The sequence below is a fragment of the Streptomyces sp. NPDC005811 genome, from assembly GCF_040630405.1.
In the GTDB taxonomy this organism is placed as follows: domain Bacteria; phylum Actinomycetota; class Actinomycetes; order Streptomycetales; family Streptomycetaceae; genus Streptomyces.
Map to the genome: position 1 here is coordinate 33,968 of NZ_JBEXXK010000020.1, position 13,214 is coordinate 47,181.

The following is a 13,214-nucleotide window of genomic DNA, read 5'->3' on the forward strand; positions in this document are numbered from 1 at the left end:
GTACAGCCAAGCGCGGTCTCTTACAACGTGGTCGCTCATCGAGCCGTTGCTGCCCGAGCCGGCACCGAAGCTGGTCGAGGGGCGGCCGCGGGTGCCGGACCGGCAGGCGCTGTGCGGGATCCGGTTCGTGCGGCACACCGGCATCCAGTGGGCGTACTTGCCCCAGGCGCTGGGCTTCGGTTCGGGGATGACCTGCTGGTGGCGTCTGGCCGCCTGGAACGAGGCCGGCGTCTGGGACCAGCAGCACATGCTGCTGCCGGAGAAGCTGCGGTCGAGGGACGAACTGGACTGGTCCCGGGCGGTGATCGACTCCTCTCACGTCAGGGCTGCCCGGCGGGGCCCAAAGGTGGACCCAGACCGGTCGACCGCGCACGGCTGGGCAGCAAGCACCACCTCATCGTCGACGGGCAGGGCATCCCGCTCGCGGTCTCGCTGAAGGCAACCGCAACGACGTGACCCAGCCTCTGCCCTTGCTCGAAAGATCCCGGCCGTCGCCGGTCGGGCCGGCAGACCGCGCCGACGCTCTGACGCGCTGCTGGCGGGCCGCGGCTACGACCACGACAAGTACCGCCGCCTGCTCTGGCAGCGCGGGATGCGTCCCGTGATCGCGAAGCGAGGTGAACCGCACGGCACTGGCCTGGGCATCTTGCGTTATGTCGTCGAGCTCACGATCGCCTGCCCCCACGGATTCCGCCGCTTGCGCATCCGCTGGGAACGACGCGACGACATCCACGAAGCGTTCCTTGGACTCGGAATCTGCGTGATCACCCACCGCCACGTCCGACAGCTTTGTCAGGGACAGTTATCGCGTTTTGCGTGCCGGGTATCTGCGCAGACCGTCTGGGCTCACGCGGTGCGTTGTGGTCGGTTTGGGCATCCCGGTCCGGGGCGGTCAGGCAAGACGGCGCTGTCAGTGGTGCGCCGTAGGGTGCCGGCATGACGACAGACGGCATGTCCGCGGCTCTGAATCCCATCTACGTCCGGCTCGTTGCGGAGCGCGGAGATGTCCTTGCGCAGGCCCGTGGGGAGGCGGATCGGGTGGGCCGTCTGCTGGAGCAGCTCTACCACCCCTCCGGCATCGCTGAGGTCCAGGACGTCGAGCCAGGCTTCTTCTCTCGTCCTGCCTCACGTCAGGGCCGCCCCCGAGGGTGAGGGCAGGGTTCTTGTCCGGCGGACGGCCGCCTGCGGGGTTGCATGTGCGGCCCCGCGGGGTTCCCCTCTGACCAACAGCTGCAGCGGGACAGGTCCGTCCCACGGCGCGGTTGCCCGAACCCCTGGTGAGCTGTGGGCCGTCGGCTGCCCTGTAGAGAGGGGGAGTGGGCCGCCGCCCCAGGGTTCCGCGCCGGGCCGCGAGAGCGTCCCGGAGTTCCTGTACAGCGCGCTCGTGGTGGTGCTGGGCGGGGATCGCCTGGTACAGGTCCAGGGCGCGGCGGCGGATCAGGCCGGTGCGGTAGTCCGCGGGCAGCGCGGTCAAGGCGGCGACCGTACGGCGGCACGCCTCTTCGCTGTCGCCGTCGTGACGGGTACAGACGGTGCCGCCGATGTTCAGCAGGGTGCGGGTCATGGTGCTGCTCGGCTCGGACTGCGGACAGCGCACCGCGTCTTGGCCCGCAGCGCCAGTCCCGCTGGAGGAGGCACGTACATGCGCGATGGGCGCGGGACCGACCTCGTCTTGCTGACGTCGAGGCCGACGATTCGGCGAACCCCTGCACAGTGAGGGTCGACTTGGCGCCGGATAACGACGCCGACAGCGAGCGCGGGGCCCCGTACGCGAGGCGATGCAGGGCAGTTGCCCACGGTGCGATTCGGGCCGGTCGGCGATTTGGGCGAGCTCGCGCCCGGCGTAAAGCGCTGTTGCTTTCGGCAGCCGCTGAAGCGTCCGAGAACCTGAAGGGACGGTCGCTTCGTCTTCCTGATCGTGAAAGGCATGACAGACCTCGACGAGGCAGAACTCGTGCGTCACGCCGCTGGTGGTGACCAGGCGGCGTTCGACGAGTTGTATCGGAGTACTTCGCCGTGGTCGGCGCCGACGTGCTCCAGGAGACCTACCTGGCGGTCTGGCGTGTGGTGTCGAGTGCGGCGGCCCAGTCCCTGTCCCCGGCACTGCAACGGGGCAGCACTGCCGATTGGGTGGTGGCGGCCGTGGCCCTTGCCGCGATCACACCGCTCGCCGCCGTGCACTTCCGTCGCCTGACCAGTGGCAACTGACCCCCCATCAACAGGATCAACAGGAGAGAACCCATGCGAGCGGTGTGTGCCGCCGAAACGGCTCCAAGCCTTCATCCCCGGCTCGTCCACGCAAGAGGACCGCGTGTCCCGGGCGGCCGGCACCTGGCCGTCGACGGACTCGACTTGACACCGACTGCCGACCTGCGCGAGGTGCGTCGCAAACGGGGGTGTCTGCCGCAGCAGTTCGGCTTTCACCCGCGGTTCACCGTCCGCGAGTTCGTCGCGTACATGGCCTGGCTCAGGGAAATGCCCAGAACCGCGATACCCGACGCCGTGCAACGCGCGATCGATCGGGTGGGTCTCACCACCAGGGCCGACGCCAAGATGAAGACGCTGTCCGGTGGCATGCTGCGCCGGGCCGGCATCGCCCAGGCGATCGTGAACGACCGCGAACAACGTCTCGACTTCCGCGACCTGCTGCGTGACCTCGGCGCCGACAGCTGTGCGCCGGTCTCCACCCACCTCGTCGAGGATGACGTCGCTGCCCGCACCGACGTCATCCTCATGAACGAAGGCCCACGCGTCTTCCGGGGCACCCCCGACTACAGCCCGGCGAAGCGTGGCTACTCCGCACCCCTGCGCCAGCATCGGAGCAACTCATGAACCGCATCGTCGGCATCGAGATCCGGCGCTCAGCCGCCCTCGGCGCCGCGCTCCTGATCACCATCGCCGGCACGATCGTCCTCCAGGCCACCGCGGGACGATGGTCCACAGGGTGGATGGCGCTGGCCATGACGCAGCGCGAATACCTCGCGGTCCTCTCGCCCCTTGCGATGGCCGCCGGCGCCTGGCAGTCCTATCGCGAGCACCGGGCGGACGTCGCCGAACTGCTCGCCGCCGTGCCCCGCCCGAGAGCGCAGCGCATGCTGCCGATCCTGGCCACGATGGCCCTGGCGGTGCTCGTCGCCTACCTGGTCACGCTCCTCGCGGCGGCACCACGGATTGCCGACACGGCGCGCTACCTGCCGCCGGCCGCGTTTGTCGTCGTGGCCGTCGGGCTGGTCGCGATGATCGCCTCGGTCTGGCTCGGGTTGGCCGTCGGACGCCTGGTGCCGGAGCTCGCCACCGCGCCTGCGCTGGCCGTGATCGGCTTCGCGCTACTGATACTCGCGCCCCACGCCCTTCCGGACCGCGGATTCACGGCGGCGTTCTCCCCGGCCATGGGGATGAGCGTGTTCAGCGACTACGACACCGTCGACGGCGGAGTCAGCGCCGCCCAGGCGCTCTGGATGGCCGCGGTCGCGGTGGCCGGCGTCGTGCTCTTCGCCGTCCAAAACCGCAAGTTCGCGTTCGCCGCGCTGGTGCCGCTGGTCATCGGGGCCACGGGCACGGCCCTGGTGGTGCCGACCGGTGATGCCTACGACCGAGGGACGCTCGACCCGGTCGCCCAGGAACTGGTGTGCACCGACGACACCCCGCGGGTCTGCGTCAGCCGGGCGCACGAAGGGCTGCTGCCCGAGGTGACCCCCAAGGCCCGGCAGGCATTGGAACTCCTGACGAAAACATCAGTCGTCGAGGCGCATGAGGACACCTCCACGTTCTCTCCCCCTACGTCACCGAGGTCGAGGGCCGACACCGCGCTGATGGGGATCACGGTCGACAAGCACGGTCACCTCGCCCACCCGGGGCGGCTCGAACCGAACATGCTCACGAGAGTGTTCACCGGCCCTCTCAGCTGCGGAGACAACCGGAACTTCTCGGTTGCCACCGCTGCGGCCTACTGGCTGCTCGACCGGGAGCCGACCGCAGGTCCCGATGGCCTCGAATTCGATGCCCCCGATGCCGTCAAGCTCTGGAAGGAATTGCAGGCACTGCCGCGAGCCGAGGCCGAGGCCCGGGTTGTCGCCGTCTATCAAGCCGCCCAGAAGTGCCAGGACACCACCGACCTCCTGAGCCGAGGTGCCCGATGACAGGGCTGATGCTCTACGTCCGCTCGCGCCAGATGCCGGCGGCGCTCGGCGCGGCCGTCGCGGGCACTGCCGTCGCGTGGCTGCTGGCGACGGCTTTCAGTGGTGAAGGCGAGGTGAGCAGCACCGTGCTCGCCTTGACGGTCCTGGTCCTGGTGGCCGTCGCCACCACCACGCTCGGAGGCCCCGACGACACTCTGGACCGCACGGCGGCGAGGCCGTGGGGATGGCTGCGGATGTCCCACCTGGCCACGGTCCTGGGATGCATACTCATGCTGCTGCTGGCCACTCTGCTCACCGGCACGCGGTTCGGGCCGTTCGGATGTGTCGTCCGCGACGCGGCCGGCCTGCTGGGCCTGACCGCCCTGGGGACGGCCATGGTCGGCACCGCTCGGTCATGGTTCCTGCCTCTCGCGTGGACGCTCGGCGCGGTGGCGTTCCCGGGCATGGGCACCGCGGGGGAGGCGCTGACCTGGCAGACACAGGCCTCCGACAGCCGACCCGCGGCCGTGGTCGCAGCGGTACTCACCGCAGCCGGAACCGCCGCCTACGTCAGCCGAGGCCCACGTACTACAGCAGGAGATCTTGTGACGGAGCCTGTGTGGTGTCGTTGACCGGGCATGATGCTGGGTGTGACGGCTGAGCAGATAGCCGAGTGGGATGCCGAACCATCCGTGTTGAGCGGTTCGTTGGGGATCTTGTTCAGCCGGCCTGAGCCTCGGGTGGTGCTCGCGCTGTTCAGCCGCCCCGGGCTCCAGGTGCGCGCGTCCACGAGCTCGAACAGCTCGTCCCCACGCGCGGTCAGGCAGTCGAATAGGTTCTCCCGGAAACGTGACGCTTGCGCGAACGCTTCCCCGGGGCCGGCGTCAGGTAGCAGAGTCACCTTCACGGCCTTCGTCTCGATCGGTGCACCTTGGCCGGAGCACATGATGAAAAGAAGGCTGCCCCAGCGTCCGGCGAACGCCCAGGTGAGCGGCCTATTTCGAGGCCTATTTCGACCTCGGACCATAGGGCACAAGTTGAGAAGCTGTTTTGAGATGCTGCGCTCTGTGACTGGCGGACCTGCTGATCCCGCGTGCACAGCAGGTCCGCCAGCAGTGCGGTGTGCTCGGTACCGAAGGCGGACGCCCGTAACCACCCGAGTTTGATCCGTACGGGCTACCGATCGTGCCGGGGACGATCCGTACTCATGACTGCAGCGCCCTTGACGGGGCCGAGCCGACTTGCCCGACGCCAACGGCCTCGAGCGACGTGGTTCAGTGGTTTGTGCCCGATGCCCAGACGGCCTGACTGCCGTCGTAGACAACCACGTTGCCGTCGTCTTGGACGACCAGGCGGGAGCCCGGGTGACCGGCTGTGTTGGAGGCCCATACCGGCGTGAGGGAGGCCGTGTAGACGACGAAGTTGCCGTCGCCCTGAAGGGTCGCCGACCAGCCCCGGTTGACGGTATTTGAGGCCCAGCGGGCCCGGTTGAACTCGTCGTAGATGACGAGGTTGCCGTCCGTCTGCATGGTTAACCGCGCCGTGTTGGAGCTGAGCGACTGGCCCCGGCTCAGGGTGAACGGCGCATAGCGAGTCTGGTTTGCCAGTATGGACCGCACCGCTGCCGTACCAGCGGCAGCCGCTTGAGCGTCGTCCGAGGGTGCCGCGCCGGCCTGGCTGCCGAGCGTCAGGGTGGCGATGACGGCGGTTGCGAGAAGTGTGACGACTCTCTTTCTCACGAGCGAACTCCTTGAGTCAGATAGTTCAGCCAACAGTGCCCGGGCTGGGCACCGCCACCGAACTTTGACACCACCGCCGAGCGGAAGAAGTCGCTCCGCACACGGATGACGTGTTTGCATCCCCGCTTTGACCTGAACACCAGAGCCAGCGGGGGGCTTCCACGCAGGCCGGAGCCGCTTCTTCTGGGGCCCGCGCCTGCACCTGGTCCACGCCCTTCAGAGCGGGCCCATCGCCTGCGCCCCGACCGGGGCCAAGGACGACGAACGCGAGACCCTGTAATACGGAGCGGCGGACTCCACGGCGCCACGTCGGGATGCTCCCGCACCATGCCGTCGGTCGTCGCGTAGCGCTGCCGCGAGGGTGCCCACGTCGCTCGTCACAATTCGATCCTGGATACCCTCGCTCTCGTCTCCACAGGCACCCCTTGGACCGCACCACCAGGAGGAACCGGTGTCGTACCCGCAACGGCTCACCCCCGAGGAGAAACTCGCCGACGCGAAGAAGCTGTTGAGCCTCCCGCGTATCGTCGTGATCTGCGGCTCCACCCGCTTCATGGCCGAGATGAACGAGGCCGATCTGCGGGAGACCAAGGCCGGAAGGATTGTTGTCAAACCGGTCTGTGAGATGAAGTCGCCGCACGAACCCTGGTCCGATCCTGTCGAGGCCGAGGCGCTGAAGGTTCGACTCGGCGATCTGCACCGGGCGAAGATCCTGCTCGCTGATGAGGTGCTCGTAGTCGGCGACTACGTCGGAGACAGCACCCGAGCCGAAATCGCCTACGCCCGGTCGCTGGGCAAGCCCGTGCGGTTCACGCACCCCGACGTCGACCCTCACGCCTGACCGCCCGCTGCGGTGGCTTCGGCCGCCACCCACCCCACGCCCTCCGCAGGCATCCCTTGGAGATGATCATCTAGGCCATCGACGTACTCGACCTGCTGGCACGTCCCACCCGTGCGTGCGAAGGACTCCCGCCTACGCGCCGAAGCCTCCTTCATCGTCGGTAACCGCCCAACCTTCGCGACAGCGTGAGACGAGCGATGATGACCGATGGCGAGCTCGGCGCGGCTCTCGCCATCCCACGCTCGACCATGGAATGCCGGCCGAGCGAGCGTGACTGGAACTTGCCGACGCTCGCCCAGCTGGTGACAGCGACGAAGGGGGTGGTGGACGCCCTATGAACGCGGTCATCGTGCGCAGATGTCGTACCGACTCAACGCTGCCATAGGCGACGTCGACCGCCCGCGAGGCTGGGCCCAGAGGTGCCGTGGGCGGCGGTTGCCCCGCCCGCGCAGCCCATGGGTCTGCTGGTGCTGCCGACCGAGCTCCGCGGTGATCCGGCGGGAACTCTGAACGACCTCTCTCGGGCGGACCGGTCGCCCTTGCGGCCCGGTGCGTTGGGTCCGACCGCGGTCCACTCCGCCGCCCGGAAACCGCCTCTCAGGAGACGCGTCGCACAGTGCGTTCTGCTCGGGCCGAACGACTTCCAGCCACTGAACCGGCGCACCCCAAACGTCACATCGGACGTGCCTGCCCCGCCGGGGCCTCAAGAGGCAGTCAGCCCGGACTGTGTCTGTCAGGCCCCCCGCAATCCTCCACCCCGTGGCGACCGGCGACCTGTTGTCCCTGCCCCGGCTCCTCGAAACCGGCTATACCGCCGGTTGCTCCAGGCCCTGCTGTGTGAGGCGGCGGTCAGGCTGCGCGCCCAGGAAGCGGGCGGCCTTCCGGACGGCGGTGACGGCGGGCCGGTCGTCGGCGGCGCGGGTGGCGAGTGCGATCTGCACGGGTGGCCCGTCGAGGGGGACGAAGCGGACGCCGGGGTGCGGGTAGAAGCGCCCGGCGGCATCCGCGTGCAGCGCGAGTCTGCCGGTTGTCGCGACGGCCGCGGGGATGGCGGCGGGGCTGCGCAGGGCGTCGCGGTGGTGGGATCCGTCGGCGGCGGGCCCTGACCAGGCCGCGGTGGCGGAGTTGGGGAAGGCGGTGGGCAGCCAGGCGCTGTCGGTGACGTCGGCCTCGGTCAGGTGGTCCGCTTCGGCGAGCGCGGAGCGGGCGGGGACGACGGCGACCCGCGGCATGGTCAGCGCCTGCTGGAAGACGAGGCCGTCGACGGGGCCGACGTACTGGACGATGCCGACATCGACCTGGTGGCCGCGGATCGCGTCGTACTGGTCGGCGAGGTCCAGCTCGGCGTAGGAGAAGGCGATGCCGGGATCGAGATCGTGCACGGCCCGGAGGAGGTCCGTGCCGCGTTCGGCCAGGCCGAAGCCCAGGACACCGAGCGTGAGGTGCTGAGGGTCGGACGGGCCGTCCGCGTTCCGGTTCGTGAGTGAGTCCAGGGCCGTCAGCAGGGTGCGGGCCTGGGCGATGAGCCGCTCTCCGTCAGGGGTGAGTGTGACGCGGCGGCTGGTGCGGTCGAAGAGCCTGGCACCCAGGTCCTGTTCCAGGCGCTGGATGTGGCGGCCGAAGGGCTGGGGGCTGATGTAGTGGCGCTGGGCCGCCCGGCCGAAGTGCAGTTCCTCGGCCAGGGTCACCGCATAACGCAGGGCCCGGATGTCCATCGCGTACCTCCATGCCTCCCGCTCCGTTTACGTGATCGCGGTGGCCTGCGTCAACCCATTGGCCACGGCCGGTTCAGAACTGATGTGGCTGATGATCCCGGCCCGGACTCTCTGGTGAGGTGAGGCCACGGGAGGCGCGGCCCCCGTGGTTCACACGACGTTCGGATGACAAGGGAGTCACCAGCATGGCCCAGGACCGCATTCTGCTGCGCGGCGGCACCGTCCTCACCATGGACCCGCGACGGGGGACCCTGACGCGAGGCGACGTGCTGATCGAGGACGGGGTGATCGCCGCGGTCGCGCCGGAGCTGGCCGTCGACGAGGCGGAGGTCGTGGACGTGACGGGGCACGTCGTGGCCCCCGGCATGATCGACACCCACCGCCACACCTGGCAGACGCCGCTGCGGGCGCTGTGTGCCGACTGGACCCTGATCGACTACCTCTTCGGCGTCCGGCTCGGTGTCTCGCCCGCCTTCGATCCCGAGGACGTACGCCTGGGCAACCGGCTGGGCGCCCTGGACGCGCTGAACTCGGGCGTCACCACGATCCTGGACTTCTCGCACTGCAACAACACCCCGGAGCACGCCGACGCGGCGATCGCCGGCCTGCGCGAGAGCGGTATCCGCGCGGTCTTCGGCTACGGCTTCTTCGAGTCCAACCCCGCCAAGCCGCCGCACTTCGCCGACCACGCCTCCCGGCTCGCCGATTTCGGGCGCGTCGCCGACACGCACTTCTCCAGCCGTGACGCGCTGGTGACCCTGGGGGCCGCGCTCACCGAGTACGGCACGCTGCCCTTCGACACCACCCGTGCCGAGATCATGGCCGCTCGGGAGCGGGACGCGCTGATCGTCATGCACACCGGCTGTGTATGGTCCCTGCCCGCCGGGGTGGGCGAGCTCGCCGCCGCGGGGCTGCTCGGCCCGGACCAGGTCCACGTGCACTGCAACACCCTCAGCGACCACGAGTGGCAGCTGCTGGCCGACCACGGCGCCAAGCTGTCGATCTCGGTGGAGACCGAACTCAACATGGGCATGGGCCGCCCCGCGTTCGCCGCGGCCCGCCGTCACGGCATCGAGCCGACCCTGTCCTGCGACATCGTCTCCCTCAACACCGGCGACCTGTTCACCCAGACCCGGATGGGACTGGCCTTCCAGCGCTGGGCCGACACCGAGGCGCTCAACCTCGGCGGCGGCGACCCCACCACCGTCTCGATCACCGCCCACGACGCGCTGCGCTGGTCCACCGTCAACGCGGCCGACGCGGTCGGGATGGCGGACCGTATCGGCAGCCTCACACCGGGCAAGCAGGCCGACGTCATCGTGACCGGCGGCCCGGGTCTCTCCCAGCACCCGCACCTGGACCCGGCCGGGACCCTCGTCTTCCAGACCACCCCCGACGACGTACGTCACGTCCTGGTCGCCGGCCGCTTCGCCAAACGCGACGGCCACCTCACCGGCGCCGACCTGCCCGGCCTGCTCACCCAGGCCGACGCCTGCGCCGAGCGCGTCCTCAGCCGTATCGCCGCCTCCGGCAGGCCCCTGCCGGGTACGCCACCGCAGGACTGGGGCGCCATCGTCGCGGCCTCGGCCGAACTGCACCAGGCCCCCTAGCACCGTCACCGACCCCCCGCTCCGGAAAACCCCTCATGCGTTTCGTCACCTACGCCGCTCCCGATGGCGACCGCGTCGGTGTGCTCGATGCCGACGACCTCGTCCACCCGCTGCCACCGGGCGTGCGGCTGATCGACCTGATCGACACCCGCGGCACCTGCGCGGCGCCGCAGAGCACGCCCTCCGCACGCCTCATGTCCCGCTCCCGTACGGCCAGTTGCGGGCTTCGCGCGCTGATCCCGCAACCGCCGACCGTGCGGGACTTCATGACCTTCGAACGGCACGTCGAGAGCGTCGCCCGCCCGCACGGTGGTACGAGGCTCCGGCCTCGACTTCGAGCTGGAGGCCGCCGTCGTCGTCGGACGCGGCGGCCGCGATGTGAGCGTCGACGAGGCCGAGCCGCATATCGCCGGATACGTCCTCATGAACGACTGGTCCGCGCGCGATCCGCAGTTCGCCGAGATGCACGTACGCCTGGGCCCGGCCAAGGGCAAGGACAGCGCGGGCAACGCCTTCGACCTGCGGATGACCGCAGCCGTCGACGGCCGTGTCGTGGGCGAGGACCGGTGGAGCAACATGGCCTTCAGCTACGCCCAGATGATCGCCCACGTCTCACGCGGCACCGAGGTCCGCAACGGCGACATCCTCGGCTCGGGCACCTGCGGCGGCGGCTGCCTCGCCGAACTGTGGGGCCGCGAAGGGCTCGACGCCCACCCGCCGCTCGCCCCCCGGCGACACCGTCACCCTCACCGTCGAACACCCCGGCACCCAGAGCATCCGCGTGACCGAGCAGTCCGCGCGCGCCGTCGGCGACCTGCGGGCCGTCTCCCACCCCGACCACCGAGCACCCCGGACCGGACACCGATGACCACACCGCACCCCACCGCCCCCGGCAGCGTTCAACGGGGCAGCGGGCTGCGAGACTCCCTCACGCCGCAGCTGGCGATGGATCCCGCGGGCGCCGCAAGTCTCGCCCGAGACGGCGTGAACAGCGCGTATCCTCGCTAGGAGCTGCTCGTCGCGCAGGCGCCGGGCGGACCTCGGCCGCCTCGACGCATCTTCCTTGATCAGGAGTTACGCCGATCGTTCTGCCGTCCCCGACAACCCATCGGACCTTGCCCAGGCCCGAGCCGTGCGGCCGGCCGTGTCGGGCGGGATCTTCGGTGTGATGCCGCGCTCGTGCAATCGGCGGCGGTAGAGGTCGTGGTAGTAGCCGCGTCGGCGTAAAACGTGCGGGCTTGGGCCGTGGCCGGCCCCGCTTGCCCCGCACCTGCCCGAGTCTGTCGGTCAGGGGCAGGAGCCGTGGCTGGATCACCTGCTGCTTGGTGCCGGGCCATGCACCGGACCACAACCCCGTCGAGGGCTTTTGGTCACTGTTGTGGTGCAGGGGCGGGGTCGTGTCCGAGGATACCGGCGGCGCAACTGCGCACGGCCCCTCGCGTTGGGCGCGGTGCCTCATCCGCGGGCCATGGCCGTGAGGGGGAGGGTGCCGCCTGAGCGCAGGGTTTCTCTGAGTCCTCGTTCGGTGTTGCTCACATGGAGGAGTGCGGCGGCCTGGCTGAGGGCGGCGTCGCGGGTGGAGAGGGCCCGGAAGATCGCCTCGTGTTCGGCGAGGGTGCGGTCTGCGGCCTGGGCGTCGATCAGTCCGCGCCAGATGCGGGCGCGCAGGGTACGGCCGGAGATGCCTTCCAGGAAGGTGAGGAGTGTTTCGTTGCCGGTGGCGGTGATGACGGCGCGGTGGAAGGCGGCGTCGTGGGTGTTGAGTTGTTCGACGTCGTCGCAGGCCTCGCGCATGGCGTCCAGGTGCCGTTTCACCTCGGCGAGTTGGGCGTCCGAGATTCGGGTGGCGGCCAGGGCTGTCGCCGCCGGTTCCAGCAATCGCCGTACCTCCATGAGGTCCTGCACGGCGGCCGCGTCGCCCTGGAGCAGCTCCACCGCTCCGCCCAGTCCTTCCAGGAGCAGGTGTGGCTGCAGGCTGGTCACGTAGGTGCCGGCGCCTCGCCGGACCTCCAGGACCCGGGCGACGGCCAGCGCCTTGACCGCTTCGCGGGCCAGGTTGCGGGACAGGCCCAGCTGGGCGGCCAGGTCCGGTTCCGGCGGGAGCTTCGAGCCCGGAGGCAGGGTGCCGGTGCGGATCAGTTCACGGATCTGTTCTATGGCCTTGTCCGTCAGAGACACCGTGAATACCTCCCGCCGGCGTGACCTTCGGGCATGTCCGACCTGATCAGGCCCTGAGCGCGGAGGTCGTCCCAGAGATCCTGGGGGATGTGCTGATCTTGGAGTTCCACGTTTCGCACGACTTGCTCCGGAGTCCGCATGCCGAGGGTGACGTTGATGACGGTGGGATGTGTGTGGGGGAAGGCGATCGCGGCTGCGGGCAGGGTGGTCCCGTGTGCCGCGCACACGTCGGCGATGGCCTGGGCGCGGGCGACCAGAGCGGGTGGGGCGTCCTGGTAGTCGTACTTCATGCCCTCGGCGGGCCGGTCCCGGGAGAGCAGCCCTGAGTTGAACACTCCCACCGCCACCACGCTCTTGCCGAGTTCCTGCGCGGCGGGCAGGACGTCGTCCAGCGCCGACTGGTCCAGCAGGGTGTAGCGTCCGGCGAGCATCACGAGGTCGGCGGCGGTCTCGCGCAGGAAGCGGGCGAGCATGGCGGACTGGTTCATGCCGGCGCCGATCGCGCCGATCACGCCCTGGTCGCGCAGCTCGGCCAGGGCGGGCATGGCCTCCTCGGAGGCCTGCCTCCAATGGGCGTCGGGATCGTGCAGATAGACGATGTCAAGGCGGTCAAGGCCGGTGCGTTCCAGGGTGGTCTCGATTGAGCGGAGCACGCCGTCGCGGCTGAAGTCCCACTGTCTGCGCAGGTCGTCGCGGACGACGAAGCCCTCTGGGTCGATTCCGGCCGGCCGCTCGTTGGGGACGAGCAGGCGGCCCACCTTCGAGGAGATGACGTAGGTGTCGCGCGGGCGGTCGCGCAGGGCTGCCCCCAGGCGCCGTTCGGAGAGGCCGAGTCCGTAGTGGGGCGCGGTGTCGAAGTAGCGGATGCCGGCGTCCCAGGCCGTCTCGATCGCGGCCTGCGCGTCGTGCGCGGGGGTGACTCTGTAGAGGTTGCCGATGACGGAGGCCCCGAAGCCGAGTTCGGTCAGCTCGACGGGGGTGTCTCCGATCTTCCGGTGCCCCATGCTGCGATG

11 protein-coding genes and 2 pseudogenes are annotated in these 13,214 nt (G+C 69.8%); 8 read left to right on the top strand and 5 right to left on the bottom strand.

Annotated features, from left to right (window positions below; genetic code table 11):
* Positions 1-37 precede the first annotated feature (37 nt).
* The 5 genes and pseudogenes from ABZ490_RS22270 to ABZ490_RS22290 all read left to right on the top strand — a co-directional run.
* Positions 38-766, top strand: a pseudogene (locus ABZ490_RS22270) (IS5 family transposase); the annotation flags it as partial.
* Positions 767-2,016: 1,250 nt separating this feature from the next.
* A complete protein-coding gene (locus ABZ490_RS22275) occupies positions 2,017-2,208 on the top strand; it encodes a hypothetical protein (protein ID WP_358992591.1) in 192 nt (63 codons plus the stop codon).
* Between the two features lie 33 nt (positions 2,209-2,241).
* Positions 2,242-2,832: an ATP-binding cassette domain-containing protein gene (locus tag ABZ490_RS22280; RefSeq protein ID WP_358992593.1), complete on the top strand. Its 591-nt coding sequence runs from the start codon at positions 2,242-2,244 to the stop codon at positions 2,830-2,832.
* Positions 2,829-4,139: a hypothetical protein gene (locus ABZ490_RS22285; protein ID WP_358992595.1), complete on the top strand. Its 1,311-nt coding sequence runs from the start codon at positions 2,829-2,831 to the stop codon at positions 4,137-4,139. Before ABZ490_RS22280 ends, ABZ490_RS22285 begins: the two co-directional genes overlap by 4 nt.
* Entirely contained in the window at positions 4,136-4,750 is a 615-nt protein-coding gene (locus ABZ490_RS22290; protein WP_358992597.1) for a hypothetical protein, read from the top strand. Before ABZ490_RS22285 ends, ABZ490_RS22290 begins: the two co-directional genes overlap by 4 nt.
* A 642-nt stretch (positions 4,751-5,392) precedes the next feature.
* Here ABZ490_RS22290 and ABZ490_RS22295 read toward each other — a convergent pair.
* The gene (locus ABZ490_RS22295) at positions 5,393-5,857 is read right to left on the bottom strand and encodes a hypothetical protein (protein ID WP_358992599.1); all 465 of its coding nucleotides are present in this window, start codon (positions 5,855-5,857) and stop codon (positions 5,393-5,395) included.
* A 451-nt stretch (positions 5,858-6,308) separates the two neighbouring features.
* Between ABZ490_RS22295 and ABZ490_RS22300 the strand changes: the two genes are divergently transcribed.
* A complete protein-coding gene (locus ABZ490_RS22300) occupies positions 6,309-6,698 on the top strand; it encodes a hypothetical protein (protein ID WP_358992601.1) in 390 nt (129 codons plus the stop codon).
* Positions 6,699-7,504: 806 nt separating this feature from the next.
* Here the strand turns inward: ABZ490_RS22300 and ABZ490_RS22305 are convergent.
* Positions 7,505-8,413, bottom strand: coding sequence for a LysR family transcriptional regulator (locus tag ABZ490_RS22305; protein WP_358992603.1), 909 nt, complete (start codon positions 8,411-8,413; stop codon positions 7,505-7,507).
* Positions 8,414-8,598: 185 nt separating this feature from the next.
* Between ABZ490_RS22305 and ABZ490_RS22310 the strand changes: the two genes are divergently transcribed.
* Together ABZ490_RS22310 and ABZ490_RS22315 are read left to right on the top strand one after the other, a co-directional pair.
* Positions 8,599-10,023: an amidohydrolase family protein gene (locus tag ABZ490_RS22310; protein WP_358992605.1), complete on the top strand. Its 1,425-nt coding sequence runs from the start codon at positions 8,599-8,601 to the stop codon at positions 10,021-10,023.
* Positions 10,024-10,332: 309 nt separating this feature from the next.
* The gene (locus ABZ490_RS22315) at positions 10,333-11,031 is read left to right on the top strand and encodes a fumarylacetoacetate hydrolase family protein (protein WP_358992606.1); all 699 of its coding nucleotides are present in this window, start codon (positions 10,333-10,335) and stop codon (positions 11,029-11,031) included.
* Between the two features lie 91 nt (positions 11,032-11,122).
* Here ABZ490_RS22315 and ABZ490_RS22320 read toward each other — a convergent pair.
* The 3 genes and pseudogenes from ABZ490_RS22320 to ABZ490_RS22330 form a co-directional block, all read right to left on the bottom strand.
* Positions 11,123-11,323, bottom strand: a pseudogene (locus ABZ490_RS22320) (IS5/IS1182 family transposase); the annotation flags it as partial.
* Positions 11,324-11,478: 155 nt separating this feature from the next.
* Positions 11,479-12,201, bottom strand: coding sequence for a FadR/GntR family transcriptional regulator (locus ABZ490_RS22325; protein ID WP_358992608.1), 723 nt, complete (start codon positions 12,199-12,201; stop codon positions 11,479-11,481).
* The gene (locus ABZ490_RS22330; RefSeq protein WP_358992811.1) at positions 12,192-13,205 is read right to left on the bottom strand and encodes an aldo/keto reductase; all 1,014 of its coding nucleotides are present in this window, start codon (positions 13,203-13,205) and stop codon (positions 12,192-12,194) included. The genes ABZ490_RS22325 and ABZ490_RS22330 overlap by 10 nt, the downstream gene beginning before the upstream one ends.
* Positions 13,206-13,214 lie beyond the last annotated feature (9 nt).

Excerpts from the sequence above, each read along its gene's own strand:
- ABZ490_RS22285 (WP_358992595.1), top strand. The coding sequence starts at position 2,829 with ATGAACCGCATCGTCGGCATCGAGATCCGGCGCTCAGCCGCCCTCGGC.
- ABZ490_RS22330 (WP_358992811.1), bottom strand. The coding sequence starts at position 13,205 with ATGGGGCACCGGAAGATCGGAGACACCCCCGTCGAGCTGACCGAACTC.
- ABZ490_RS22280 (WP_358992593.1), top strand. The coding sequence starts at position 2,242 with ATGCGAGCGGTGTGTGCCGCCGAAACGGCTCCAAGCCTTCATCCCCGG.
- ABZ490_RS22305 (WP_358992603.1), bottom strand. The coding sequence starts at position 8,413 with ATGGACATCCGGGCCCTGCGTTATGCGGTGACCCTGGCCGAGGAACTG.
- ABZ490_RS22310 (WP_358992605.1), top strand. The coding sequence starts at position 8,599 with ATGGCCCAGGACCGCATTCTGCTGCGCGGCGGCACCGTCCTCACCATG.
- ABZ490_RS22290 (WP_358992597.1), top strand. The coding sequence starts at position 4,136 with ATGACAGGGCTGATGCTCTACGTCCGCTCGCGCCAGATGCCGGCGGCG.